The organism is Thermostichus sp. MS-CIW-23 (assembly GCF_054059455.1).
Genome location: NZ_JBSSCC010000041.1, coordinates 1 through 25329, shown reverse-complemented (window position 1 = coordinate 25329; position 25329 = coordinate 1). Strand labels below are relative to the sequence as shown.

The 25329-nt window shown below is 56.9% G+C and carries 20 protein-coding genes and 1 rRNA gene; 7 read left to right on the top strand and 14 right to left on the bottom strand.

Translation table 11 applies throughout. From position 1 onward, the window contains the following. A 16S ribosomal RNA gene (locus tag ACVW0B_RS12220) occupies positions 1–165 on the bottom strand; the annotation flags it as partial. Positions 166–496: 331 nt separating this feature from the next. Between ACVW0B_RS12220 and ACVW0B_RS12215 the strand changes: the two genes are divergently transcribed. Beyond that, positions 497–1195, top strand: coding sequence for a pirin family protein (locus tag ACVW0B_RS12215; protein ID WP_414341852.1), 699 nt, complete (start codon positions 497–499; stop codon positions 1193–1195). 200 nt (positions 1196–1395) lie between these two features. Here ACVW0B_RS12215 and tsaE read toward each other — a convergent pair whose 3' ends face one another. After that, the gene (gene tsaE, locus ACVW0B_RS12210; RefSeq protein ID WP_457491805.1) at positions 1396–2031 is read right to left on the bottom strand and encodes a tRNA (adenosine(37)-N6)-threonylcarbamoyltransferase complex ATPase subunit type 1 TsaE; all 636 of its coding nucleotides are present in this window, start codon (positions 2029–2031) and stop codon (positions 1396–1398) included. Positions 2032–2034: 3 nt separating this feature from the next. Next, a complete protein-coding gene (lgt, locus tag ACVW0B_RS12205; protein ID WP_011433548.1) occupies positions 2035–2859 on the bottom strand; it encodes a prolipoprotein diacylglyceryl transferase in 825 nt (274 codons plus the stop codon). 235 nt (positions 2860–3094) lie between these two features. Here lgt and recA point away from each other — a divergent pair, with 235 nt between their 5' ends. Then, positions 3095–4219: a recombinase RecA gene (recA, locus tag ACVW0B_RS12200; protein ID WP_414351429.1), complete on the top strand. Its 1125-nt coding sequence runs from the start codon at positions 3095–3097 to the stop codon at positions 4217–4219. 16 nt (positions 4220–4235) lie between these two features. On the opposite strand, the gene ACVW0B_RS12195 is transcribed toward recA, so the two are convergent. Together ACVW0B_RS12195 and ACVW0B_RS12190 are read right to left on the bottom strand one after the other, a co-directional pair. Continuing rightward, positions 4236–5048 carry a TrmH family RNA methyltransferase gene (locus tag ACVW0B_RS12195; RefSeq protein WP_414331991.1) on the bottom strand — a complete coding sequence of 271 codons (813 nt, stop codon included), beginning with the start codon at positions 5046–5048 and terminating at the stop codon, positions 4236–4238. An 80-nt stretch (positions 5049–5128) separates the two neighbouring features. Next, positions 5129–6502 (bottom strand): 16S rRNA (cytosine(967)-C(5))-methyltransferase, encoded by a 1374-nt coding sequence (locus ACVW0B_RS12190; protein WP_457491807.1) that lies wholly within the window; start codon positions 6500–6502, stop codon positions 5129–5131. Between the two features lie 148 nt (positions 6503–6650). Here ACVW0B_RS12190 and hisA point away from each other — a divergent pair, with 148 nt between their 5' ends. Continuing rightward, positions 6651–7415, top strand: a complete 765-nt coding sequence (hisA, locus tag ACVW0B_RS12185) for a 1-(5-phosphoribosyl)-5-[(5-phosphoribosylamino)methylideneamino]imidazole-4-carboxamide isomerase (protein ID WP_457491806.1) — start codon at positions 6651–6653, stop codon at positions 7413–7415. Between the two features lie 137 nt (positions 7416–7552). Further along, entirely contained in the window at positions 7553–8743 is a 1191-nt protein-coding gene (locus tag ACVW0B_RS12180) for a M20 metallopeptidase family protein (protein ID WP_457491804.1), read from the top strand. 13 nt (positions 8744–8756) lie between these two features. Here the strand turns inward: ACVW0B_RS12180 and ACVW0B_RS12175 are convergent, their stop codons facing one another. The 7 genes from ACVW0B_RS12175 to ACVW0B_RS12145 all read right to left on the bottom strand — a co-directional run bounded on the left by ACVW0B_RS12175 (position 8757) and on the right by ACVW0B_RS12145 (position 18895). Then, positions 8757–9326 (bottom strand): hypothetical protein, encoded by a 570-nt coding sequence (locus ACVW0B_RS12175; RefSeq protein WP_457491803.1) that lies wholly within the window; start codon positions 9324–9326, stop codon positions 8757–8759. Between the two features lie 124 nt (positions 9327–9450). Next, a complete protein-coding gene (locus ACVW0B_RS12170; RefSeq protein ID WP_457491802.1) occupies positions 9451–11157 on the bottom strand; it encodes an ATP-binding protein in 1707 nt (568 codons plus the stop codon). Next, positions 11157–11750, bottom strand: coding sequence for a hypothetical protein (locus ACVW0B_RS12165; protein ID WP_011433556.1), 594 nt, complete (start codon positions 11748–11750; stop codon positions 11157–11159). The genes ACVW0B_RS12170 and ACVW0B_RS12165 overlap by 1 nt, the downstream gene beginning before the upstream one ends. Next, positions 11747–12940: a DNA double-strand break repair nuclease NurA gene (locus tag ACVW0B_RS12160; protein WP_457404080.1), complete on the bottom strand. Its 1194-nt coding sequence runs from the start codon at positions 12938–12940 to the stop codon at positions 11747–11749. Before ACVW0B_RS12160 ends, ACVW0B_RS12165 begins: the two co-directional genes overlap by 4 nt. Next, complete coding sequence (locus tag ACVW0B_RS12155) at positions 12930–16526, bottom strand: AAA family ATPase (protein WP_457491801.1); 3597 nt, start codon at positions 16524–16526, stop codon at positions 12930–12932. The genes ACVW0B_RS12160 and ACVW0B_RS12155 overlap by 11 nt, the downstream gene beginning before the upstream one ends. Positions 16527–16528: 2 nt before the next feature. Next, entirely contained in the window at positions 16529–17821 is a 1293-nt protein-coding gene (locus ACVW0B_RS12150) for a metallophosphoesterase family protein (RefSeq protein ID WP_457491800.1), read from the bottom strand. A gap of 180 nt (positions 17822–18001) precedes the next feature. Then, on the bottom strand, positions 18002–18895 hold the full coding sequence (locus ACVW0B_RS12145) for a bestrophin family protein (RefSeq protein ID WP_457491799.1): 894 nt from the start codon (positions 18893–18895) through the stop codon (positions 18002–18004). 209 nt (positions 18896–19104) lie between these two features. On the opposite strand from ACVW0B_RS12145, the gene ACVW0B_RS12140 reads away from it, so the two are divergent. After that, on the top strand, positions 19105–19650 hold the full coding sequence (locus ACVW0B_RS12140; RefSeq protein ID WP_457491798.1) for a helix-turn-helix domain-containing protein: 546 nt from the start codon (positions 19105–19107) through the stop codon (positions 19648–19650). Here ACVW0B_RS12140 and ACVW0B_RS12135 read toward each other — a convergent pair whose 3' ends face one another. Both ACVW0B_RS12135 and tatA read right to left on the bottom strand, forming a co-directional pair. Beyond that, a complete protein-coding gene (locus ACVW0B_RS12135; protein ID WP_457491797.1) occupies positions 19651–20487 on the bottom strand; it encodes an anti-sigma factor domain-containing protein in 837 nt (278 codons plus the stop codon). It abuts the gene before it with no gap. 217 nt (positions 20488–20704) lie between these two features. Further along, positions 20705–20938 carry a twin-arginine translocase TatA/TatE family subunit gene (gene tatA, locus ACVW0B_RS12130; RefSeq protein WP_457491796.1) on the bottom strand — a complete coding sequence of 78 codons (234 nt, stop codon included), beginning with the start codon at positions 20936–20938 and terminating at the stop codon, positions 20705–20707. 194 nt (positions 20939–21132) lie between these two features. Here tatA and ACVW0B_RS12125 point away from each other — a divergent pair, with 194 nt between their 5' ends. Next, complete coding sequence (locus tag ACVW0B_RS12125) at positions 21133–22608, top strand: dihydrolipoyl dehydrogenase family protein (protein ID WP_457491795.1); 1476 nt, start codon at positions 21133–21135, stop codon at positions 22606–22608. A 60-nt stretch (positions 22609–22668) separates the two neighbouring features. Then, entirely contained in the window at positions 22669–24960 is a 2292-nt protein-coding gene (gene glgB / locus ACVW0B_RS12120) for a 1,4-alpha-glucan branching protein GlgB (protein WP_414400148.1), read from the top strand. Positions 24961–25329 lie beyond the last annotated feature (369 nt).

The following is a 25329-nucleotide window of genomic DNA, read 5'->3' as shown; positions in this document are numbered from 1 at the left end:
TATGGGGTATTAGCAGCCGTTTCCAGCTGTTATCCCCCGCCTGAGGGTAGATTCCTACGTGTTACTCACCCGTCCGCCACTAACACCCGAAGGTGTCCGTGCGACTTGCATGTGTTAAGCATACCGCCAGCGTTCATCCTGAGCCAGGATCAAACTCTCCGTGTCAATTCAAGAGCTTGTCTCTGGAAAAATGGAAACTTGACAGGGTTGAATATGCAGCCACCAGCCGACTCAGGGAGCCTGCTGTGCTGCTTGGCGATGGTTGACTGAACGAGTTACTTGTCAAGGTTCTGGGGCGCCGGGGCTGGGTGGCCTTGTGGCGCTTTACTACCCTATCCCCACCCCCACCACCCCGTCAAGATATCCAACCCAAAATTTTTGGCAAGTTTTTGGCGAGAATAGCAGGGAAAAGAAGAAATAAAACTGTTTGAATATTGACATTCTGACTGCAGAGTTAATAAGATGGTTGCGAGGGTCAGGTTTCGGAGAAACTGTGATGCTGACTTTGCGCAAGCGGGAAGAGAGGGGTCATGTCAAGCTCAGTTGGCTTGATACTTACCACTCATTTTCTTTTGGAGAGTACTACGACCCTCGCTACATGGGCTTCCGGGCTTTGCGGGTGATTAACGATGACCGAATCAGCCCGAGTGCTGGCTTTCCGACCCATGGGCACCGGGACATGGAGATCGTTACCTATGTTTTGGAAGGGATCCTTGAGCATAAAGACAGCTTGGGCACGGGATCTGTGATTCGTCCTGGTGAAATTCAACGGATGACGGCAGGCACAGGGATCTGGCACAGCGAGTACAACCACTCGGCAGATGAGGAGGTTCATCTGCTGCAAATTTGGATTTTGCCGGAGCAGGAAAACCTGGAGCCCAGCTATGAACAAAAAGCGACGGGTTTGACAGAGCATCCCAATGAGTTTTGTTTAGTTGCCTCTCGAGATGGGCGCCAGGGATCCGTGATTGTGCATCAGGATGTGAATCTCTATGCGGGGTTGATTGAGCCGGGACGCACCATTCACCGACACTTGGATGAGAAGCGCTACGGATGGCTGCAGATAGCTCGGGGCGATGTGACCCTGGATGGCTTGTTTTTGCGAGAAGGAGATGGCGTGGCTATTGCTAGGGAAAGCGAGCTCAACCTTTTCAGTGAAGAAGGGGCTGAGGTGCTGCTGTTTGATTTGGCCTGAGGATGACTTTTGGCTGAATTCTGGCTGTTTGCCTTGAGCTTATAGTCGTTTTAGGCTGGGGTGAAGCGACTGAACTGCTGAGAAGAGCCTTCTGGCTCCGTACATTCAACGTTTTAGGCGCGGGTGCAGTGTCCTAGTTGGAATCGAAATGACCATAAGTCTTTTGGGATCTCAACTTTTTCTTCTGCTTTCAAGTACTTTCAGGAGGAGAAGTGGATCCCTTCTTCGAGGTTTTGCTGAGTGAATTGAGAAAGAACTTGCTGCCAAAGGTGGCCAGTCTGGGATCCCTTTCCTTTGGCGTACAGGAGGCGGGCTCCTTCCTGCTGGGGATGGGGCTGTAGGCGCAGCCAGAGGTAGGTCGCAGGCAGATGGCGGAGGTACTGGGGCCACTCAATAGCGGTGATCCCACCTTGGCTCCAAAGTTCTTCTAGCCCTAGGTCTTCTAGGAGTGTGGATTCTTTCCCACCGGCGCGAGCGGCAGAAGAGGTCTCTAGGCGGTAGAGATCGCAATGGAAAAGAGGGATCCGTCCGGTGTGGTATTCCTGCACCAGCACGAAGGTGGGGCTGTCGATGGGTTCAGGGATCCCCAAGCCCTGCCCTAGTCCCTGCACAAAGGTGGTTTTGCCGCTGCCCAGATTACCTTCGAGAAGAATGACCAAGCCGGAAGTGGAGCCGAGGCTGCGGCTGGGAGGGGGAGATTTTTGTTGACCTGAAGGGGCGAGGAAGCCAAGGGCGGCTTGAGCTACGAGGGCCCCTAGTGATTGGGTAGCAGCGGCGGATGGCAGCAGCAGAGGGGAGGCTTGCTGCCAGAGCTCTTCATTCTGTTCGCTGGCCATGGCTTACAACTCCTTTGGGGCGGGGATCCCAGGCGAGGAAGTTGCCTCGTTTGGGTGAACAGAAACGCGTTTGGGAGCTGTCAAGATTGCGGCCAGGCCTGCTCCAATGAGCAACAGGCTCACCCCCTGCGCCACCCGCAGGGATCCCAGCATGAGGCTATCGGTGCGCAGGCCTTCGATCCAGAAGCGCCCCAGGCTGTACCCCACCAGGTAGAGGCCCAAGAGGGTGCCGGGGGGAAGCTGGCGCCGGTAGCTTAAAAAGAGCAGGAGCCCGAAGAGACCAAAGTTCCAGAGGGATTCGTACAAAAAAGTGGGATGGACGCGCGATCCATCAGGCAGCTGCAGTTGTACCCACAGAGGGCTATCCGGAGGCAACACCTTTCCGTAGGCTTCGTTGTTGAAGAAGTTGCCCCAACGTCCGATCCCCTGACCAAGGCTGAGGGAGGGAACAAGGCAATCGGCTAGCAACCAAAAACTCAGCCGGTGCCGCCGGGCGAACAGGTAAAGCGCCGCACTGCCGCCGATCAAGGCACCGTGAATGGCAATGCCCCCCTGCCAGAGGGCCAAGACCTGCCACCAAGGGCCATCTCGATAGCGTTCCCACTCAAAGGCCACATAGTACAGGCGAGCAAGGGGCAGGGATCCAACCACCAACCACACCAGCAGATCAGGCATGGAACTGGGGGGAAGGCCACGCCGAGCTGCCAGATGGCGAGCCAGGAGCAAGCCCAACACCATTGCCAGGCCGATCAATAAGCCATACCAGCGCAGGCTGAGCGGCCCCCAACTAAACACAACCGGGCCGGGGGATTGTAAGACCAAAGTCATGACCGTGGGGACATTCCTGAGCAGATCCCTTTAGCCCACTCTACCCGCTCTGCAAGGCTATGCAGAAGACCTGCCCTCACCCCCAGCCCCTCTCCCAGAGGAAGAGGGGAGTTAGGAACCGAGGCAAGGTACGAGCTGACTGCAGTTGGAGGGAGAGGGATCCGCTCAGAGCAAGGCGACAATGTTAGAATGCAGGCTCGATTTTCCACCACGACTCCTGGGGGGGATGCGGGTTATGGCCCGGAAAGCCGCTGCTGTGAACACTGCTGATGACTCGGACAAATTGAAGTCAGAAAAACGCAAAGCCCTGGAGCAGGTGTTAAGCCAGATCGAGCGGAATTTCGGCAAAGGGGCAATCATGCGCCTGGGAGATGCCACCCAGATGCGGGTGGAGACCATACCCAGTGGGGCCATCACCCTCGACTTGGCCTTGGGCGGAGGTTACCCAAAAGGGCGGATTATCGAAGTCTTTGGGCCGGAATCTTCTGGGAAAACTTCAATTGCCCTACATGCCATCGCCGAAGTGCAAAAACAAGGGGGAACGGCAGCTTTTGTGGATGCGGAACATGCGCTGGATCCCACTTACGCAGCAGCTTTGGGGGTTGATATTCAAAACCTGTTGATCTCGCAACCGGATACGGGAGAGGCAGCTCTGGAGATCGTCGATCAGTTGGTGCGCTCGGCAGCTGTGGATATCGTGGTGGTGGACTCGGTAGCAGCGTTGGTGCCCCGGGCTGAGATCGAAGGGGATATGGGAGATGCCCATGTGGGATTGCAGGCGCGCCTGATGAGCCAAGCGCTGCGCAAGATTGCCGGAAATGTCAGCAAAACCGGATCCATCGTTCTTTTCTTAAACCAATTGCGCTCCAAAATTGGCGGCATAGGCTATGGCCCCCAGGAGACCACCACCGGCGGCAATGCCCTTAAGTTTTATGCGTCGGTGCGGCTAGATATTCGCCGCGTTCAAACCCTGAAAAAAGGTGCGGAAGAATACGGGATCCGAGCGCGGGTCAAGGTGGTGAAAAACAAAGTTGCCCCCCCTTTTCGGCGGGCAGAATTTGACATCATCTTTGGCCAGGGCATCTCCAACATCGGCTGCATCATCGATCTGGCAGATGAGATGGGCATTCTGAAGCGGCGCGGCTCTTGGTACAGCTACAAGGAGGAAAATGTTGCCCAAGGAAGGGACAATCTGGTTGTCTACTTGAAGGAAAACCCAGAGCTCCTAGCGGAGGTGGAAGCGGCTGTGCGGGAGAAACTTTCTGCGGGGGTGACGGTTTCCGCCAGCCGGCCGGCAGCGATGGAGGAGGGAGAGCAGGAAGAGAATGAGGATGCGGTCTTTGTAGAGGAAGAGTTCTGAGGGAGCAGCTAGCTGTTCAGGGAGCGCTTCCTGAGCGAGATCGCCGCTGGCGCAGGGCCTCGTAGAGCAACAACCCCCCCGTCATAGCGACGTTCAGAGATTCGACACCCTCGGCCATCGGGATCCGCACCTGGGCATCGGCCTGTTGGATAGTCGCTTCCCTCAGGCCAGCCCCTTCGTTGCCCAGGAGAAAAAGGGTAGGGCGGGTGAGATCTTGATCCCAGTAGCAGTTTGCTGTGGGGGAGAGGGTAGCAGCCAAGACTTGGATCCCGTGGCAACGGCAGCTCTGGATCCAGGCGGCTAGGTCGGGCACGACTTGGGGCGGACGGCGAAACCACTGGCCGGCAGAGGCCCGCAAGACTTTGGGGTTTTCGGGATCGACGCTGTCTGCGCTTAGCCAAAGGCCGTCGGCTCCTGCGGCGGCCACGACTCGGATTAGGGATCCCAAATTGCCTGGATCTTGCAGCGTTTCCACCACAAGGCCCAAACGTAACTTGGACAGGGGGGGAGAGGAAATCTGCCAACTGACGGCCACGGCCACAGCTCCTTCGGGAGACTCGGTGGTACAGAGCGCTGCCATGACTTCTGAGCTGACGGCCTGCCGCCGTAGACTCTTGGGCAGATTGGCCAGCAATTGTGGGTAACGCTCAGCCCACTCAAGCGTGTAGCAGAGAGCCTGCAGGGGCCAGCCAACTCGCAGGGCTTCTTCGATGAGGTGGGATCCCTCCACCAAAAAGGCGCCCTGTTCCCGCCGGCCTTTGCTGCGGTGCAACTGCCGCAACTTGCGGATCCAGGGGTTTTTCGGACTGGTCAGCAGCTCAGAAGCCATGTGGCAATGGTTAAGGTACTCCCCAAGTCTTCGGCGTTGCTGCCCTCACCCCCAGCCCCTCTCCCAGAGGGAGAGGGGAGTTAGTAACCGGAGCGGCGCAGCCGTTGGATAAAAAATCCATCCCGATCCTGCCGGTGGGGCCAGATGAGCAGGGGATCCCCTTCAGCAGCCCAATTGGGGTGGCTGTCGAGAAAGGCTTGAATGATCTCCTCGTTTTCGGCAGGGTGCAGCGTGCAGGTAGCGTACACCAACACCCCGCCCGGCTTAAGCCAACGGGCTGCCACCTGCAGAAGCTGAGCTTGCAGGTGGGCCAACTCTGGGATCCGCTCTGGGGTTTGTCGCCAGCGGGCATCGGCATGGCGGTGCAGGGTTCCCAAGCCGGAGCAGGGGGCATCCAGCAGTACGCGGTCAGCACTCTGCCAGGGGGGCAAGGGAGGGGGGGGTAAGGACTCCGTCCCGCTGACGCGATCGGCGGCAGCGCTCAGGGATAACAGGTCGATGGCCAGGGAACGGATTGAGGTCAAGCCCAAGCGATGGGCATTTTCCTCTAGGCGCCGCAGACGGTGGGGGTGACGATCCAAAGCCCAAATCTCCCCTCGATCCTGCATGTGTTGGGCTATTTGGGTGGTCTTGCCGCCCGGAGCAGCGCAGCAGTCGATCACCCGCTCTCCCGGCTGGGGATCCAGGCAATGCACCACCTGCTGGGCACTGGCATCTTGAACGCTCCACCAACCCTGGGCAAAGCCGGGCAGGGCCGTGATGTCGCCAGCATGATCCTGAAGTCGCAAGGCGCCCGGCACCTCGGAGATGGGGAGGGCAGGGATCCCTGCTTCTGCCAGGGCTTGGATGACCCTGTCTACCTCTGCCCGCAGCGGGTTAACCCGCAGATCTAGGTGGGGCGGTCGGTTGAACCAGGCGCACAACTGCTCGGCTTCTGCTGGCCCCAGCTGCTCCCACCACAGACGCACCAGCCAGTCGGGAAAGCTGTGCCGGATCCCCAAAGCCTGAATTGGGTCGGCTGGCAGAGTGTCCTCGAGGGGCTTGAGGGGATCCTTCTCTGGCTGATCCAACACTTGCCGCTGGTAGGCGCGCAAGATGCCGTTCACCACCCCTGTCAGGGATCCCAGCCCCATCTGGCGGGCCAATTCCACGCTGGTGTGGATGGCAGCGCTGGGGGGGATGTGATCCAAAAAAGCCAGCTGGTAGAGGCCAAGGTGCAGAATGAGCCGCAAATCGGGCGGTTGCTTGTGGGCAGGACGTTGGGCAAAGCAGTCGATTAGGGCGTCGAGGGTGCGACGACGGCGGGTAACGCCGTACACCAGCTCGCTGACCAGATGCCGGTCGGCGGGGATCAGGCTGCTGTTGGCCAACAAATGCCCCAGAACCAGGTCGGCATAGGCGTTTTGGCGCTCGATTTTCTGCAGAGCCAACAGAGCCAGTTGGCGCGCGTTCATAGTCATCTCAGGATGTTCTCCCATCGCGTCAGCGGTGTGGAGCACTTTAGGGTCTAGAGATCCAGATCTCCGCTGGAGCAAGGCCGCTCCCAGGCGATACTGGAAAAGCCCCTCAAGGGATCCCATCATGCCTTACTCAACTGCTTTTCTGGAGGTGATCCCCGCCATCGACCTTTTGCAGGGCCGCGCCGTGCGCCTTTACCAGGGGGATTACGCTCAGGCGGAACAGGTGGCCGATGACCCCATCCAGCAGGCCGAAGCTTGGGCGGCACAGGGTGCCCCTCGCCTGCATGTGGTCGATCTGGACGGAGCCAAAAGCGGGGATCCAGTCAACCTGCCCATCATTGAGCGCATTGTCCGCAGCCTGGCCATCCCGGTGCAGGTGGGGGGTGGGATCCGATCCCTGGAACGGGCGCGGCAGTTGCTGGAGCTGGGGGTGGATCGGGTGATCGTTGGCACCCTGGCCGTGGAGGATCCCGACACCCTGGAGGCGATGACCCAAGCCTTGCCCGGTCGGGTTTGGGTGGGGATCGACGCTCGGCAGGGGCAAGTGGCCACCCGCGGCTGGCTGAGCACCACTCCCCTGCGGGCCACCGAATTGGTGCAACGGGTGGGGGAACAGGGCGTCGCCGGCATCATCTACACCGACATTGGCCGGGATGGCACCCTGGCCGGCCCCAACCTACAACAGTTGCAGGAGATCCTCGCCATCTCCCGCCTGCCTGTGATTGCTTCGGGAGGGATCGGCTCGCTGACCGATTTGCTGGCTTTGTTGAGCTTGCCCCGTTTGACAGGGGCCATTTTGGGCAAGGCCCTCTACTCAGGGGCGATCTCCTTGCAGGAAGCTTTGCGAGCAGTGGGGCCGGGCCGCTGGCAGGATCTGCCGCCGGAAACCGGATCCCAGTGGGCCTAGATGTCCACCTCGACGCCGAGCGGAAAGCAGCCTCAGCAATGCCATACTGGGCAAAATCGACAGGCAACTGCATGCAACCAACACTGGCCATCGGTGAAGGTTTTCCAAGACATTTTTGTTTTTTTGTTTTTCAGGTCATGTCCTTTCCCGCACTTCGCCCTGCTGTTCGAGCTTTACAACCCGAGTTGGTGACCTGGCGCCGCCACATCCACAAGTATCCTGAGCTGGGCTTCCAGGAGAAGCAAACCGCCGCCTACATCAGCCAGCGCCTGGAAAGCTGGGGGATCCCGCACCAGACCGGCATTGCCCACACCGGCATCGTGGCCACCATTGAGGGAGAGCAGCCGGGGCCGGTTTTGGCGCTGCGGGCCGATATGGATGCCCTGCCCATTCATGAGGCCAATGAAGTCGAGTACCGCTCCGCCATCCCCAACGTCATGCACGCCTGTGGCCACGACGGCCATACGGCCATTGCTATGGGCACCGCCAAGCTGCTGCAACAGCACCGCCACCACCTCAGGGGTACCGTCAAGGTCATTTTTCAACCTGCCGAAGAAGGCCCCGGCGGAGCCAAGCCCATGCTGGAGGCGGGGGTTCTGAAAAACCCGGATGTGGAAGCCATCCTCGGCCTACACCTGTGGAATAATCGCCCTCTGGGCACTATTGGCGTGAAAAGTGGCCCCTCGATGGCCTTTGCCGACCGCTTTCAGATTCAGGTGATCGGGCGAGGCGGACATGCTGCCCTTCCCCAACAAACAGTGGATGCCATTGTGGTGGGATCCCACATTGTCAATGCTTTGCAGACCATTGTCTCCCGCAATGTGGATCCGCTGCAGCCGGCGGTGGTGACGGTGGGCCGTTTCCGGGCTGGCGATGCCTTCAACGTTATCGCCCCAAGCGCAGAAATTTGGGGTACTGTGCGCAGTTTTCACCCTGAAGTGGCCGATTTGATCCCAAAGCGCATGGAAGAAATCGTTGCCGGCATTTGCCAAGCCTACGGAGCCACCTATGAGTTTCGATTCGAGCGGGGCTATCCGGCGGTTCAAAACGATCCTGCTATGGCAGCTCTGGTGGAACAGTCTGCCCGCGAGGTGTTTGGCCCAGAGGCGAGGATCATCCCAGAAATGACCATGGGCGGAGAGGATGTCTCGTTTTTCCTGAATGAGGTGCCTGGCTGCTACTTTTTCCTGGGATCCGCCAACCCCGAAAGGGGCCTGAACTACCCTCACCACCACCCCCGCTTCGACTTCGATGAGGCTGCCCTTGGCATTGGGGTAGAGCTGTTCCTGCGCTGCATTGAGAACTACACCGGGCAAGCCTTGAGTTAGCGGGAAACCTCGGCTAGGGCCTGAGCAAGTCAGCGGATCCGCTGCCGGGAAGCAGCAAGGGCTTCATAGGTTCTGGGGTGGGACGGGTAGGGGCAGGATCCCCGTCGGCGGGAATGTAGAGGGGCGTTGGGTTGGGATCCCCACCGAAGGCCAGCACAAGGGCTTCCAGCAGGGCCTGTCGCTGTTGCCGGTTCAGGGATTGTACAACGGCTTTGTCTTGGGCGTAGGGGTTGACCGTGAGGCGGTCGGCACCGGGATACCGTTGGGCGATGATTGGCTCGTTGGCATCGAAATAGTCTGCCAGCGTCAGTTGCCAGTCAAAGCGGTCGGTGGGGGAGCGACCAGCCACCTGCAGGTGATAGATCATCATTCGCCGCACCAAAGTATCCTCTTCGGGTGCGGGGCCGCCATCGTTGGGGTTAATAGGGGTGTAGGTGTTTTCCAGGGGCAGATCCGGCAGAGCTTCGTATACCTGCCGCGCTGCTTGGGGAATCAGCCGCAACTGAGCATAGGCAGGCCCGGATCCCAGCAGAACCGCAACGGCAATGCCCAGCAAACCTGGCAAAAGGGCTTGTTTCCTCATCCTGCTCGCCCCAAAACTTGTTTCTGTGAAATGAATTGTATTGCAATCAAGCAGTGGTTTCGGATTGTAGATTTGGCAGATTCAGCGATTGAGATCAGGCCACAGTTGGAGTTTTGGGCCATTGCTAATCAATGCTGAGTCCATCCACCACCTGAGGTTGAGGACGCGGTTTGAGAGGGGCCGACTGGGCCAAGCGATCCCGTTGGTGGTGCTCTTGGGAATGCCTTTGCCAGAGGCCAAGAATATCCAACGTTTCGCCGCCATGCTGCGTATAACGCTTCCGCACTTTACATAACACGGGGGTATTGACGCACACACCGGAGATGATCACCTGACCTTTGCTCAAGGCGGGCAATTCCTGCAACAGATCCCGTCCGGCAGCCTCGACACTGTGGCGCAAATTTTCCTGATCGGCAGGGTTGACAATTCGCATCAAAAATTGGCTCATGCATTGAGACAGAATATCCGAGTCCAACTTGCCAGGGCGTTGCGTGATCAGCCCTACCCCCAGTCCAAACTTGCGTCCTTCGCTGAGGATGGTGCGCAGCACCTGTTTGCAACGGGAAGGCTCGTGGGCAGGGGCAAACCGATGGGCCTCTTCCAGCAAAATAAAGACGGGATAAGGCAAGTAATTTTCGTCCCCCGGCTGGATCTTGCCTTTGTGGGTATTGATCCGAGCATAGTTGGCCTGGCGCAAGATGGCAGCAGCGATCACCTGCTGTTCTTCTTGGCTGATCTCATGCATTTGCAGGATGGTTACTTGCCCCGGCTCAAACAAGTCTTTGGGAGCTAGGTGTTGCAAATTGTCGAAATAGGGAGAACGGTCGATCTGTTCTAATTTCCACTCCAAGGCGGCGGCTGAGGATCCTTGGGATCCATCCTCTGCGGAATCAGCCTCGTTTACGGCATCGATTAAGTCCTGAATCGTCCAGCGGATCGGGTTAAATTGAGTTGTTCTGCGGAAGGCTTTTTCCAGAAAAGATTTTTGCCGATCGCTGGTTTCCGGCAGCAGGGTCAGAATATCAAAGAAGTTGAGAGAAGATACGCGAATCTTAATTTCCTGTGGTGAAAGAACCTTGACTTTGGGTCGGTAGCCATCTTCCCCCAAAAACTTGGGGTGGGACTGCATTTCTGCCAGCGTGTGGTATTCCCCGTGGGGATCGAAAATGAGGACGGCAGCTCGGTTTTTGGGCAAAAGCAGCTCTTCAATCAAAACCCCTGCTGTATAAGATTTGCCGGATCCTGTCCCCGCCAAAATGGCCAGATGGGTGCTGACCATTTCTTTGACATCCAGCACCACGGGCACCGCCCCCTCATCGCGCAACAACAGGCTGCCCAAGTGAGCACCCCCAATGGCTGTTTCATCTCGTTTGTTCAAAATTGATTTCAGCAGACGATTGGAGGCCAGAAAAACCTTGGCACCGGGATCCGGAGCGCGGCGGGGGTTAATAAAGCCCATCTTCTGATTGAAATAGCCGATGACCTCGACGGTAACCGCATAGATTTCCGGATTGGGATGGGTAAAGCCCACCAAAGCCACAATGGTGCTGGGATCGATTTCGGTATCGGCAAAGATGCGATCGGGGATGTGATCGAGGAGTTGAACCTGGCTAATTTTGCCCAAGATTTGCAGGGTTTGCGATTGGGGATCCTGGACTTCGTAGTAGACGAAATCGCCCACCTTTACCGCTTGGGTATTGGAAGTGATGAAAACATATTGGTTAGAGGTTTCTCCAGGCCCTTTGACGGTGCCAATTACCTCTGGAGAGTCCTCAGTTGGAGAGAGGGTGGCTTCTGGATGGTGGCCATTATCGGTGATTTTTTGGGGCATCAGCGCATCGCTCCTACAGTCATTTTCCAGGCCAATTCTTTGCTTAAGATTTGCAGAGCTCGCCGTTGAGCTGGATCGGCAAACATCGGCGTAATGTCATTCAAGACTTGGTAGATTAAATGATTGGCAAAGTTGCCGCCGCTACTCAGCAGCAAACCATAGTAGGAAAATTGGGTTTGACCTTGGGGATCCTGGTGAAAGCGCAGGATCTCTTCCCGGCTCATGCGAAAAACCGGCGTGTTTACAGGCACCACCACGCGTGGGATCCCTTGCCGGCCACAGCGGCGCTCTTCATCCAGAGCCCCGATTAAAACCACCGAGAGCAATGTGCGCACCTCATTCTGCAAATCGGGGGAAAAATAGGGATCCGGCTGGCTGGAAAGGCGCGGCCCAGAATTGAGGAACATCGGGTTCAGAAGCTGTGTGTTGTAGACCAGACCTACGGCCCAGTGTCGCCGGTCGCTTTCTAGCTTGACAAAGCTGCCGAAGCCATAGTCATCAGGAGCCGGCGGATTTTTGACTTCTAAAGCATCGTCCACCTGCACCACATAATCACAGTGATTGTTGGAGCGAACTACCTTTCCCAATCTCATCGAACTCGTCTCCGCTGTAATTTACTTACTGTTTTCCGGGATAGCCTTAGGTTCAGCTTTTCGCGAGCGGCCCAATCTTGCATGAGACGCAAGAAAAGGTTGCGATCCTCATTGCGGATAACGGCTATTTGATCGGCTGTCTCCAGCACATAAGGATAACCTCGCCCAATCACCACCTCACAGCGAACCAGATCCACCAACCAGTCCAACAGTCCTGCCTCATAAACCCAAACGGGTATTTCCAAGCGGGCCGGAAAGTTGTCATTGGTGCGCAGGTAAACAAACCCCACTCGCTCCCGCATTTCTTGGTAGGAGTTGAGGATCCCATCTTGGGGGTTGAGGCTGCCGCCGCGGGCACAGATGAAAAAAGGCGTGCGATCCCCCCACTCCAACCAGGGACTAAGCAGTTGCGCATCGTGAAGCTGTGGAGCTTCGGGTAGGTCAAAACAATGCTTCAGCAACGCCACCAAATCGGAAGTGTAGGTGGTGTCTATGTAGGCCACGATGGGGATCCGGCTTTGCTCGCTGGCCCGCAGAAGCTGGAGCAAACACTGCACATAAAAGTCTTGGCTTTCTGGCTCAAAGACTTCGGCAAAAGTAGCCACCAGCGCCCCGTCCAAAAAGGCCAATTTTCGGGATCCCGGTTGAGATTTTTGAATGTATTCTACAAGTCTCTCGATTTCCATTTGAAAGCGGCGCATGTTAACCATTCGCTCTTTCGGTTCGCCGCTGCTGTCGGATCCCAGGTCCCTTGGAGTCAATACATCCACTTGGATGTCTTTTTCGTACAAGCCTGCTGCGCAGTGATAATTTTCATACCAGCCGATTTGCACCAGCGCCACCGGTATTGACAGATCTTTGCTGGGATAAATCTGGGATCCATCTACGGCAAAGGTAGGAATATTTTCAATGACCGACTTCGCCCAATCGCGGCTTTCTTCGTAATTGGCCCATTCCTGCTCAAAAGGGATCCTCCAATTGGAGTAGCGATCCCACTCTGCAGTAGGTAAAGCGCCTGGGAAAGGGAATGGAGCTATTTTTTCGGCAATCTCTAGGCTTGACCACTGGCACAAGCTTTCCATGGCCTGCTTATAGTATTCTCTGCGCTCCGACAGCCTTTGATCAAAAGTGGCAAAGGCCTCCCGCTTCTGCTGCAGCACCGCCAGGATCCGGTCGGCTCTAAACACCATGGGCGGGATCCCTCCCTACCGACTTGGATCCGGAGTGCCTTTCCACCCGAATAACATTTTCTGTCATTTGCTCAAAGGTATCGTCGTGGCTGATGACAAACAGCTGCTCAAAAGATCGCAGGTTGGTAATAGCCTCTGCCAGCCGCTGTCGCCGTTGGGCATCCATATTGGTGGTGGGCTCATCGAAAAAGGCAATATTTAGTTGTCCCAACACCTTGAGTAAAGCCAAGCGCACTGCCAAGGCCGCCGACATTTGCTCTCCCCCGGAAAGGCTGGCAAACCGTCGTTTGGGGCTGCCGGCTTCTTGAACGCGGATCTCATAATCGGCTTCCCAGGTCAGGGTGACGTTGGGACGGTTGAGAATTTCTCGGAAGAGGTGATCGGCAGTATGGTTGATCTGCTGCAGGTAGTATTGGGTAATTTGAGGGCCGGCTTTTCTATAGGTATCTCGGCTAAACTTGATAAAGCGGTGCAGGCGTTCTCTCTCAGTTTTTTCGGCCTCGACTTGCTTTAAGCTGGCCTTGGCCTGTTCCAATTGCCGCAACTTTTCCTCAATTTTGCTCAGTTGAGGAGCTAGGCTCTCCAGGCGGGCCTGGGCTTCGGCTTTTTGAATTTCAGTGGCCTGCAAAAGGGATCGAAGGCGCTCATGCTCCTGCGGTCGATACAGAGCAGCCAAGGGATCCCGTGCTGCGCGAAGTTGGGAAAGCTGAGTTTGCAGTTGCTGCCGCTGGGCGTTTAGCTCGGCCAGTTCCTGTTCCCGCTGGGGAAGCAATTGGGCAATGGGTTCTGCCTGCAGATAGCGCTCGTGATCTAAACGGTATCGTTCGCGTTCTTCCTGCAGGGATCCCACCTCCCGATCCAGGTGCTCGGTTTGGGATAGGGCCTCGTCAATAGGGCTGAGTGCTGCTTCCAAATCCCGAAGCTGCTGCAGGCAGTCGGCCTGCATTTGTAAATATTGCTTTTCCTGTTTTAACTCTGCTTTGAGCCGTTCGGCTTGACTTCTGGGATCCCCCAGTGCCCTTAGGGTTTCGGCGGCTTTTGCAATTTGGGCTTGCAGGTCATCTTTGGATCCCTCTGTTTGTTCCCAGCGGTCGATCTGGGCTTGTTTTTCTTGCTTGGCTTTCTGGATTTGATCTAGGGCCAACTGGGCCGCTTGGAGTTCATCTTGCCGTCGGGGTAAACTTTGGGCAAGAGGCTGCATGCGGATAAAGGTCTCGTAGTTGTTGCGGTGCCGGCCTTGTTCTTCCCGCAAAGCTGCAATTCTTTCATCCAGATCTGAAAGCGGTTGCAGCTGCTCTTCTAGGGCTTGTATCTGCTGTTGGAGTTGCTGAACATGGGCCGCTATTTGTTGATATTCTTGCTCAACCCTAGACTTGCGGCTGAGATCTCTTTCCAAGCGCTGGATTTGCCCTCTGGGATCCCCCAGTTCTTGCAGCGCCTGGCCAATTTCCTGTTGTTGCCGAAGGAAGGTGGGCTCAGCCTCAAGATCCCAGTGAAGATCATCAATTCTGCTTTGTCGTTCGGCTTGCAACTGCAGCAGTTGCTGAATTTGGGCTTGTAAATCGGGTATTTGTGCGGTTAGGCCGAGCAAGGGTTGCAAAGTCCTGAGTTGTTTTTGGATGTTGGACAACTGCTGACGAAGTTGGGGCTCGGAAGTTTGGGGAGCCAGATCCTGCAAAATCTGATGGATGGACTGGAGCAACTGTTGGCTGAGTGCTGAAGATCGAGTGAGTACCTCTGGGATCCGCTGCCACAGAGATTGAAGTTGGGGATAGTTGTGTCGCTGCGCTTCCAATTCGTCCAGAAGTTGCCGGATGCTGTGATGGTGTTGAGCCAATTGATCCGAGCCCTGCTCAAAAAGGGCTTGTAGCTCCTGTTGAAATTGACGAGCTGCGGCAATGCGGCTGAGCTGAGTTTGCAATCGCTCCTGTTGAGTTTCGAGCGCAGGAATGGCGGCTACCCGCTCCAAATCCGCCTGCCGTTGTCTCAGTTGGAGCTGCAGTTGTTGCAATTGGACTTGGCCTTGTTCCTGCTCCGTTTCCCGTTGTTTGAGTTCAAGGCGCAGAGCCTGAAAGGAAGCCAACTTCTCGCCAAGTTGGGAGTGGCGCTGCTCCAGGGAGGCCTGCCGTTCACACAGGGGTTGCAGCTCAAGTTTTTCCGCCTCCATTTTTTGGAAGATCTGGAGTTGTTGCTGATATTCGGATCCCTGCAGCTCCAATCGATGCAGTTGATGTTGCAAAGTTTCCCGTTGAGCCAGTAAAGTTTGTCGGGTTCGCCGCAGCGCTTCCTGCTCTGCAATGAGGGTTTCCAACTGCAAATAACGGTTGTAGGTCAATTGATGCTGCCGACATATGGCCTGGGCCTGTTCAGCTTCTTGCACTCGGCTTTGTAGCAGTTGACAGCGCTCGGCGTGGGCTGTCCATTCTGCCTGGATCTGTTCCCATTCGCGGTGCAGGTGTAGCAACGTGTTGAGCTGTTGAGTCCAATAGGTCTGCTGACGCTCTAGCTCCTCTTGGGCCTGAATTTGCGGGGTTAGCTCCTCTAGCTCCTGCTTCCAGCGCTGCTGTTGGCTTAACTTTTCTTGAAGTCTTGCCAATTGGTTTTCGATATGCTGCTTTTGCGAGAGCAAAGCATCCCGCTGTTTCAGCCACTCCAAGCGTTGCTGTTGCTGTTTTTCCAGCTCCCGCAAGCGAGCTTCTGTGGCCAAAAAATGCTGAGATCCCTCCCAGTATTGCTGTTGCTGCGCTTGAGCTTGCCTGGCCTCTGCCCATAACTTTTCTGCCTGCTCAAGAGATACCTGAAGCAGGGATCCCTTTTGCTCCAGTTGGGCAATCTGGTGATCTAAAGTTTGGATTTGCTCAAGCCATTTCTCCAGTCGCTCGATCTCAAGCTTAACCTGATCCAGAGTGTGGATCGATTGACTCAAGCGCTCTTGCCAATAACTCAGTTCTTGTTGGATTTTCTGCCGCTCCGCTTGCAGCGGATCCCACTCCTGTAGCTGTTGGCGGAGCAATTCAATTTGATGATTAATGGCCTGAATCTGCGCCTCGCTGTATTTTTCGACCGCCAACAGGTCTTTGGCTACCTGCTGGTACTCTTCCACCTTTAAGATGCGATCGAAAACTTCTTTGCGATCTCGACCGGTTTTGAGAAAGTCTGCCGTGAAAGTCCCTTGGGGCACCCCAATCGTTGTGGCAAAGAGCCGCGCCAGGTCGGTACCGGCAGGTACGCCCAAATGTTGCCTCAGCCACGGCAGCACATCGGACTTGCGCTCATACTCTAGGCGCTGCTTCAGTTGGGGATCAAAGAGACGATATCCCTGCGTTACGCTGCGGCGAACATCGTAGGTGCGCTGATCCCATTGGGAGATGAATTGCACAGTCACCACTGCGTCGTTGGCCCCGGAGCGAATGATTTCTTCTTGGCTGTAGGGGCAGTAGTCGAACAAAACCCAGGCAATGGCTTCCAAAATGCTGGTCTTGCCCGCTCCGTTTTCTCCGCAAATGGCGTTAATACCTGGCTCAAACGTGAAGACGGCATCCTCATGAGATTTGAAGTTTTGTAAAGCGAGAGAGAGGATCCGCATAATCAGTCTTCTGCTCCCCATTCGCGACAGCGATGCGGAGCATCAAAAGCTCCCCTTAGGTGAGCATACACTTCAGATTCTCCTTGCCCATCCAAAACCTTTTCTTTAAGATCCAGAAGCAGCCGCGCTAGCTCTTCACTGCGTTTGCGGTAGTGGGCATGGCTGCTCAGCAGATCCCTGTAGATTTTCTCTTCGATTTGTAGCCTCTGCCCCTCTTCTTCCAAGGAAAGGGCAGCCGACCCGAGCTCTAAAGTATTGGCCTCAAAACGAAACAGAACCAGCAAGGCGCCGGTAAGCTGCTGAATTTGACCCTGTAGGGCGCGGCTATCCAGCTCATGCTTGGCGAACCCCACCTGTCCCACCAGCCGCAACTCCACCATCGGCTCCATCTCACTTTCCTGAAAACGGGATCCCTTAGCCAAGGCAATGGCTGCTGCAGCAATCTGTTCGGGGGTTTCTCTGCCCTTGGCCTCCAGATAGAGCCGGCGGCGGGGCCGCTGATGGTAATCCTGCACCAACTCCGCTTGGGGTGGGCCATCTCCCCAGCGGACGCGATAGGCCCCCCGTTGGAAGTCCCATTCGGCAGTGCTGTTGGCCTCCAGGGATCCCGGGTTGAAGATCCACCCCCCCTCGGAATAGCTTTTGTGAATGTGTCCCAAGGCCAGGTAGCCCACCCCTGCCTCCCGCAGGGGCAGCAGATCTTTGTAGCGCAGAGCGCCTTGGTAACGGGCAATTTGGCCCTCTAGACCGTGGTGGAACATCAACACCACCCGTTCTGGGCCGGGGGGCAACCGTCGAATGGCCGCCGCCAACTGCTCAATCGACCGAGGGGCTGCCGATCCGTACCACTGGGATCCAATCACCCGCACCCCACAGGGCAGGTCTAGGTAGCCCCCTCGCCCACCCGCCCAGGGACGCAACTCCAGGCCCTCTTCCCCTGCTTCCGGCTCCAGCAGGATCAACTCCCCGTGATCGGCTAAGTACCTCAGCCAACTGGTTTTCACGCCATAGGGACGGTTGTCGTGGTTGCCCTCGATGGCCAACACCGGAATCCCGGCCTGCTGCAGCTCCCGCAAGACGATCTGGGCTTGGTTGAGAACGCCGGGCTGAATCTGCCGATGCTCGAACAGATCTCCGGCGATGAGCACAAAGTCCACCGGATCCTGAATGGCATAGCGCCGGACAACATCCCGAAAAGCCAAAAAGAAGTCCTTGCTCCGCTCCGGGCTGTCGTAGCGGTCATAGCCCAGATGCACATCGGCCAGGTGTAAAAATGTGCAGGTTGAGCAGGCCATCCCCAGAGCACCTCGGCAAATTGTCCACAGTTTAGCAAACCCATCTTGTTCCCTACCCAAGATATAGGGATCCCTTCCTCTCAATCATCGGGTTCGCCCCGGCTATCTCCACTAGGGGTAGGTGCCGGCTGAGGATCTGAAATGGGCAGCTGCCCTGCCATCCAGAACGGCGAGAGTTCCCTAAGTGGAATTGATCAAATCCGCAATATTGTGCTTCATCTTGTTGCAAATGTTATCGAGGGGCAGATCATTGGGATCCCGGCCAAAGGGATTTTCAATTTCGATGCCGATCTCTTCAACGCCAAACAACATAAAGCTCAGCCATCCCACAATGGGGCCGGTCATCCAACCCAAACCCTCCACCATTTGAAACGGTAAAGACAAACAGTAAAGCAACAGCAACTGCTTCAAGTGCAGGGCATAAGCCATCGGCATTGGGGTCATGAGAATGCGCTCACAGGCCCCCAGCGCATCCACCATGCTGTTGAGCCGCTCCACCATGATCGTGAGCTGGTAGACCTCAACGCAGCCCTTTTGGTATTGGCGCTGCAGATAATCTCCAATCCAAAAGGCAATTTGCAAGGGGGGGTGTTTGAGGCTTTGGAGACGTTGCAACTGCTCCGGGCTGAGGAGGGGCTGAATCTCATCCAGCAAAGGTTCCTGGCGCAAGTGCTGTTTCATGGCCATGGCAAAGGCGGGCAACAGATATAGAGTTTGGATCTTCTCTTCCCGGTCGCCGGGCTGCTTTTCTTCAATGGCTACCCAAATCAAGCGGGCCAAGTTGCGCACGTCATTCACCACGGCTCCCCAAGCTTTCCGCCCCTCCCAAAACCGTTCGTAGGCGGTGTTTGTCCGAAACACCAGCATCAAACCCAAAACGATGTTGGGCACAAACGCCACCAAGGACGACAGCGCCAGGGGCAGCCCCAACTTATACAGAACCGAAACCAGCACTCCGACCAAGCCGCAGGTAAAGGCGCGGGGCAGCACTGCCGGCACAACTGATCCTTGCAACTGCAGGGCCAGGCGAAACCAACGCAGCCCCTCTCCTGCAAGATACTTGCGAAGAACCATAGTGCAGCGTCGGCAAGCTTGCCCTCTGATCCTACAGCCACTCCTACAGCCACGGCCTGCCGCCCTAGAGGGGATCCCTTGCCCGCCTATCCTGAAAAGCGACAAGGGTGGCCTGTTGGAGATTTTTCAGCTGGAGATTCTGAGATTCTGTAAACGTCAAGAGATGCCCAGGCAAACTTCACGAACAACTTCCAAAACCCCAAGTTACTGTGGTAGACTCTCCGCCAGCCAACGAATTCAACGCTGTTCTGCGACGCCCCAACATGGCTGGAGTCCTCAAGCTCGACATTCAGGAATCGGCTGAAGAGCTCAAATCCCTACTAAGCAAGCAGTCTACACCGACCGGGAAGGAGCGGGTTCAAGCTCTCTACCTGCTCAAGATTGGGAAAGTCAAGACGATGACAGGCTTGGCTGAAATTCTGGGGCGGGACATCTCAACGATTTTTCGATGGTTTCAACGCTACAAGGCCAGGGGGCTAGAGGGCATGTTGACGGTGCCCCGCAACCAAGGGCGCAAACCCCTCATCCCCAAGCCGGTTTTGGAAATCCTCAAGCAGGAGCTGCATCAGCCTGGCCGATTCCGTACCTACAGCGACATCCGCGAATGGCTGCGGGAAACGCACGGTGTGGATGCCTCCTATAAGGTCGTTCACGAAACGGTTCGCTACCGTCTTAAGGTGCGCTTGCGGGGATCCCATGCTAAGCGGCGCAAAAGCGGGAGACAAGCCCCCCAGTTATCCCCCAATCTCTCCTGATCATGGCTGGGCGGCAGGGATCCAGAAACTGCTCTGCAGCAGAGGCGGGCCTGTGGGGGATTCGCTCCCTCCTGCCGGTTCGAGGGTGATGAGGAGGCGGGTCGGCTGCTCAGAATGGAGGGGTTGACTGAGCCACTGCAGGGATCCTTCCCCGTTGACGGCAAAGGTGCCGGCGCTTTCCAGCAGTCGTCCCCCTCCCTGGATCTCCGACTCCAGCCACAGTTGATAGGTGCTCCCTGGGGGGGCAGGGGCCATCTCCGAGGCCAAGAGCAGCACCTGCTTGGCATGGGGTGACCAGAGGGCTTGCACCAACAGGGGAGTGCTGAAGCTGGGATCCCGCAGCAGGGTTCGCTGCACTTGCGGCTGTCGTTGCCACTCTTGATAGAGCCGTTGAAGCGCCGCTGACTCTCCCTCGATGGGGGATCCCCACTGCCAGCGCAGCCGCCAGTAGGCCGCTGTTATGGCTACCGCGTAGATCCCCAGCACTGCCAGGCTGCCCCAGAGAAGACGTTGCGGCCACAGGGGAGCCGAAGTTTGAATGGAGAGGGGGGCAGGTAGCCAAGCCCAACGCCGCAGCCGTTCCCTAGCCTGAAAGGCTGTCAACTCGTAGAGCCACAGAGCCACTGAGCGATCCCGCTGCAGGTCAAAGGCATCGGCGTGTTTCCAGCAAAACTCAAACACCTGCCGCACCACCTCTTCTGCCTGGTGAGGTTGCTTGAGAATGGCCAAGGCAATATCCAGCAGGCGCTTCCGATAGCGATCCTTGAGCAAGAAGTGGCTGCGGCGATCCCGCAGTTGGATCTGGCGCATCAACTCGAAATCGGTCAGCTCAGCCATACCACCTCTGGGGCATCCGATGGGCCCATCCAGGCTGATCCTGGCTCAGCCGGTAGCACTAGGCTGGGGAACTTTCCAGAACTATACACTAGCCCTGGAGCCGGCTCCCTTGCGAGCTGACTTTACTTCTGATCGAAGCTGGCTTGGATCCCCCCTCTCAACAGTTCCGGCAGCAGGCCCCTTGCAGGAGTTGGGATCCCACCCCTCTCCGCGACCCTCAGGCGGCATCCTTCTCCACCTTTTCCGTGCCGGCAGGCTCGTCATCGCTGCTGGGGTTGTTCATCTCTTGTTTGAAACTCCGCAACGCTTTGCCAAAGGCGCTGCCCAACTCCGGTAGCTTCTTGGGGCCAAACACGACCACCGCGATCACCCCAATCACGGCCAGCTCTGGCAGGCCCATGCCGAAGATGCTCACGGCCAAGATAGGTTCGCTCGGCAGCAGGATAGTCATAAGTCCCCAAACCCTGAAAGGTAGAACAGACGGATCAACCCAGATTCTAAGGGGTCAATCCGTCCCACTTTAGCAAGTTCTTCTCCCATCCAGAAAGGGATCCTTTGGCAAGGACTTCTCCCAGCCTACCCCCGGCCCACTCAAGACATAGGATGGTGCTATCTTTTGCCCGATGTTTTTGTTCAGAACAAGCCATGCCTGTCTCCTACGATATTGTGGTCATTGGCGCTGGTGCGGCGGGTCTGGTGGTGGCCAGCGCTGCTGCCCAACTGAAGGCCAAGGTGCTGCTGGTGGAAGGAAGCGACCGCCTGGGCGGAGATTGTCTCTGGCATGGCTGTGTGCCCAGCAAAGCCCTTCTTCACGTGGCCCATACCGTCCATCGGATGCGCCAGGCCATTGCTGCCGGTTGGGTAACTCTCCCTGGCCCAGCAGGGATCGCGGTGGATTACCTCAAGGTGTACGAACACATTCGCTCTGCCCAGAGCTACATCGCCAACCACGCCGATTCGCCAGATCGCTTCCGCCAACTGGGGGTGGAGATGGTGTTTGCCAAGGGCCGCTTTGTGGATGGGCGCACCTTTGAGGTGGCAGGACGGCAGGTACAGGCGCGGGCTTTTGTCATCGCCACCGGATCCCGTCCTTGGGTTCCCCCCTTGCCGGGCTTGGCCGAGGCGGGCTATCTGACCAACGAATCGATCTTTGACTTGACCCGTTTGCCCAAATCGGTGGCGGTGATTGGGGCGGGGCCGGTAGGCTGCGAGTTAAGCCAAGCTCTGGCCCGTCTGGGATCCGAGGTGACCCTCATTGCCAGCCGCGAGCGCATCTTGCCCAAGGAGGATCCCGAAGCCGCCCAGGTGGTGCAGCAACAGTTGGCCCAAGATGGGATCCGCATCCTCACCCGGGTACGCGCCACAGCAGTTGGCCAAGAGCAAGGGGCAAAGCTGCTTTCCCTAAAGGCCAATTCCGGGGCAGGCACCGCCGCTGCAGGTGATCAAGTGATCCGTGCAGAAGAGATTTTGGTGGCCGCCGGTCGGATCCCGAACGTGGAAGGGCTGGGTCTAGAAGCCGCCGGCGTGCAGTACACCCCCCAAGGGATCCAGGTAAATGCCAAGCTGCAAACCCGCAATCCCCGCATCTACGCCTGTGGGGATGTCATCGGCGGGCCGCAATTTACCCATGTGGCGGCCTACGAAGCGGCAGTGGCCTTGGTCAATGCCCTGTTTTTCCCCCTCAGCCAAGCGCGTTATCGCGTCATTCCCTGGGCCATCTTTACCGAGCCGGAGCTGGCCCGTGTGGGCCTCACCGAAAGCGAAGCCCGGCAGCAATACGGCAAGGATGTGGTGGTGCTCAAACAGGAGTTTGCCGATGTGGATCGGGCCCAGGCAGAAGCTGCCCCCCTGGGCTTTGCCAAATTGATCTGTCGACGCAACGGCCAGATTTTGGGGGCGCACCTGGTGGGATCCCAGGCGGGAGAGCTGATTCATGAAGTGGTTTTGGCCATGAGCCGGCGGCTGCCCGTCTCTGCCCTGACCGGGATCCACATCTACCCCACCCGCTCGGAGGTGAATGCCAAGGCGGCCCTGCAGCACCGCAAGCAACAATTGGCCACCAACCCCCGCCTGCAGAACTTCTTGCAGGGATTCTTTGCCTGGAGGCGGGCCTGGAGCTGACAGCGCAAACTGGGGGTCAGCCACCGCTAGACTAGAATGGTCATTTACTGAGGGTTCCCGATGGGCTTTCTCCTGTCTGCCGAACAAGTGGGTCAGTTTGTTTCCAACCAATGGCAGGATCCCTATGCCGTTTTGGGCCCCCAGCAGATAGAAGAGGCCGGGAAATCCTTTGGGTTGGTGCGCGCCCTTGTGCCCAATGCTCGGCAGGTTTGGCTGGTGGAACGCGCCACTGGACAGGCTTACCCGATGCAGCCGCTGCACCCGGAAACGCTATTCGAGCTGCGCTTTGAGCCGGGAACCCCTCTGCCGGACTATTTTTTGCGGGCCCAACGGGTCTGGGATCCCCAAGGGGAACACTTGGAAGAATGGGAGGATCCCTACCGCTTTCCCTTGGAGAAGGTCAACCACATTGGCGAGCTGGATCGCTACTTGTTCAACGAGGGGAATCACCACCGCATCTACGACAAGCTGGGCGCTCATCCCATCACGGTGGACGGGGTGAAGGGGGTGCATTTCGCCGTCTGGGCTCCCAACGCCCGCAACGTCAGCGTTATCGGCGATTTTAACCACTGGGACGGGCGTCAACACCAGATGAAGCGGCTGGGCGAAAGCGGCATCTGGGCGGTGTTCATCCCCGGCATAGGGCCAGGCGCCATCTACAAGTACGAGGTGAAAACTTCCTGGGGGGATATCTACGAAAAATCGGATCCCTATGGCTTCCAACAGGAGGTGCGCCCCAAAACCGGCTCCATCGTAGCCGACCTCAACACCTACACCTGGCACGACCAAGCCTGGCTGGAAAAACGCGCCGCCACCGACCCCCTGCGCTCGCCGATTTCGGTTTATGAGGTGCATTTGGGATCCTGGATGCACGCCTCGGCTGAAGATCCACCTGCCGAAGGGCAAAGTGTGCTGGTGGACCAAAAGCCCAATACTCGCTTCCTCACCTACCGCGAGCTGGCGGACAAATTGATCCCCTATGTGAAGGAGCTGGGCTTCACCCACATCGAGCTGTTGCCGGTGGCAGAACACCCCTTTGATGGCTCTTGGGGCTATCAAGTGATTGGCTACTATGCCGTAACATCCCGCTATGGATCCCCGCAAGACTTTATGTATTTTGTCGATCGGGCTCACCAAGCCGGGATCGGCGTGATTGTCGATTGGGTGCCTGGGCATTTCCCCAAAGATGGGCATGGGCTGGCTTTTTTCGACGGTACTCACCTGTACGAGTACGCCGACCCTCGCAAAGGCGAGCACAAAGGTTGGGGCACTTTGGTCTTTAATTATGGCCGCAACGAGGTGCGCAATTATCTGGTGGCCAATGCCCTTTTTTGGTTCGAGAAATACCACATCGACGGGATCCGGGTGGACGCGGTGGCCTCGATGCTTTATCTGGATTATGACCGCAAAGAGTGGATCCCCAATCCCTACGGCGGGCGGGAACACCTCGAAGCCATCGACTTTTTCCGGCAGCTCAATACCCTCATTTTCAAATACAACCCCGGTGCGCTTTCCATTGCCGAAGAATCTACTGCTTGGCCGATGGTAACTTGGCCAACCCATGTGGGTGGGCTGGGCTTCAACTTGAAGTGGAACATGGGTTGGATGCACGACATGTTGGATTATTTCCACATGGATCCCTGGTTCCGCCAGTTCCATCCCCATTTGGTTACCTTCAGCCTCATGTATGCCTTCAGCGAAAATTACATGCTGGCCTTTTCTCATGATGAGGTGGTGCATGGCAAGAGCCACATGTTGGGCAAAATGCCGGGGGATCATTGGCATAAGTTCGCCAGCCTGCGGGCTTTATACGGCTACATGTTCACCCACCCTGGCAAGAAAACCTTGTTCATGAGCATGGAGTTTGGCCAGTGGAATGAGTGGAATGTTTGGGCAGATCTGGACTGGGAGCTGCTGCAGTATGAACCCCACGCCAAGTTGCGCCACTACGTGGCCAGCCTGAATCACCTGTTGCGCTCCGAACCTGCCCTGTACACCCAAGACACCAAGCCAGAAGGGTTCCGCTGGATCGACTGCAGCGACCATCGCGGCATTGTTTCCTTCATCCGCTATGGGGAGGATCCCAGTGAGTGGGTGGTGGTGGTTTGTAACTTCACGCCGGTGGTCTGGCCCAATTACCGCATCGGAGTGCCGGAGCGAGGCTTTTATCGAGAGCTGCTCAACAGCGATGCTGTGGAGTTTTGGGGCAGCGGGGTAGGCAATTTGGGGGGCAAGTGGACAGACGACTGGGCCTACCACAACTTGCCCTACTCCCTCGAGCTCTGCCTGCCGCAACTTTCTACCTTGGTGCTGAAATGGCAGCCGCCGCAGCCGGTCGAGTCCCAGAATTGACACCCTGCTGGCTTCCTTCCGCCGCACTGGGAGGACGGGTCTGGAGACTTCGTTTTTTGGCCATTTGTAGTCCTTTCAAGCTGGATTGAGACAATCCCCAAGCGCTCCATACCGCTTCCGAGATCACCCCCAGTCCTCTTCCCAGAGGGAGAGGGGAGTTGGGAAGCAATGGGATGGAAACGTTTCATTTCGTTTCATTCTTATTTAAAATGACTGTGGGCGTGGGTGCAGTGTTCTAGTTTGAATCGAAATGACCATAAGGCAGACATAACTGAGTGCTACGGGCAGGTTTTTTCTGAGAGGATTTCAGCAATGGCCGCAGCCACCCGCTCTTGTTGACAGGTGGTCAACTCAGGAAAACACGGCAAA

Bases quoted from the DNA above. Each gene is read 5' to 3' on its own strand.
- ACVW0B_RS12215 (WP_414341852.1), top strand. From the start codon at position 497: ATGCTGACTTTGCGCAAGCGGGAAGAGAGGGGTCATGTCAAGCTCAGT.
- tsaE (WP_457491805.1), bottom strand. From the start codon at position 2,031: ATGGCCAGCGAACAGAATGAAGAGCTCTGGCAGCAAGCCTCCCCTCTG.
- lgt (WP_011433548.1), bottom strand. From the start codon at position 2,859: ATGACTTTGGTCTTACAATCCCCCGGCCCGGTTGTGTTTAGTTGGGGG.
- recA (WP_414351429.1), top strand. From the start codon at position 3,095: ATGGCCCGGAAAGCCGCTGCTGTGAACACTGCTGATGACTCGGACAAA.
- ACVW0B_RS12195 (WP_414331991.1), bottom strand. From the start codon at position 5,048: ATGGCTTCTGAGCTGCTGACCAGTCCGAAAAACCCCTGGATCCGCAAG.
- ACVW0B_RS12190 (WP_457491807.1), bottom strand. From the start codon at position 6,502: ATGAACGCGCGCCAACTGGCTCTGTTGGCTCTGCAGAAAATCGAGCGC.
- ACVW0B_RS12180 (WP_457491804.1), top strand. From the start codon at position 7,553: ATGTCCTTTCCCGCACTTCGCCCTGCTGTTCGAGCTTTACAACCCGAG.
- ACVW0B_RS12175 (WP_457491803.1), bottom strand. From the start codon at position 9,326: ATGAGGAAACAAGCCCTTTTGCCAGGTTTGCTGGGCATTGCCGTTGCG.
- ACVW0B_RS12170 (WP_457491802.1), bottom strand. From the start codon at position 11,157: ATGCCCCAAAAAATCACCGATAATGGCCACCATCCAGAAGCCACCCTC.
- ACVW0B_RS12165 (WP_011433556.1), bottom strand. From the start codon at position 11,750: ATGAGATTGGGAAAGGTAGTTCGCTCCAACAATCACTGTGATTATGTG.
- ACVW0B_RS12160 (WP_457404080.1), bottom strand. From the start codon at position 12,940: ATGGTGTTTAGAGCCGACCGGATCCTGGCGGTGCTGCAGCAGAAGCGG.
- ACVW0B_RS12155 (WP_457491801.1), bottom strand. From the start codon at position 16,526: ATGCGGATCCTCTCTCTCGCTTTACAAAACTTCAAATCTCATGAGGAT.
- ACVW0B_RS12150 (WP_457491800.1), bottom strand. From the start codon at position 17,821: ATGGCCTGCTCAACCTGCACATTTTTACACCTGGCCGATGTGCATCTG.
- ACVW0B_RS12145 (WP_457491799.1), bottom strand. From the start codon at position 18,895: ATGGTTCTTCGCAAGTATCTTGCAGGAGAGGGGCTGCGTTGGTTTCGC.
- ACVW0B_RS12135 (WP_457491797.1), bottom strand. From the start codon at position 20,487: ATGGCTGAGCTGACCGATTTCGAGTTGATGCGCCAGATCCAACTGCGG.
- tatA (WP_457491796.1), bottom strand. From the start codon at position 20,938: ATGACTATCCTGCTGCCGAGCGAACCTATCTTGGCCGTGAGCATCTTC.
- ACVW0B_RS12125 (WP_457491795.1), top strand. From the start codon at position 21,133: ATGCCTGTCTCCTACGATATTGTGGTCATTGGCGCTGGTGCGGCGGGT.
- glgB (WP_414400148.1), top strand. From the start codon at position 22,669: ATGGGCTTTCTCCTGTCTGCCGAACAAGTGGGTCAGTTTGTTTCCAAC.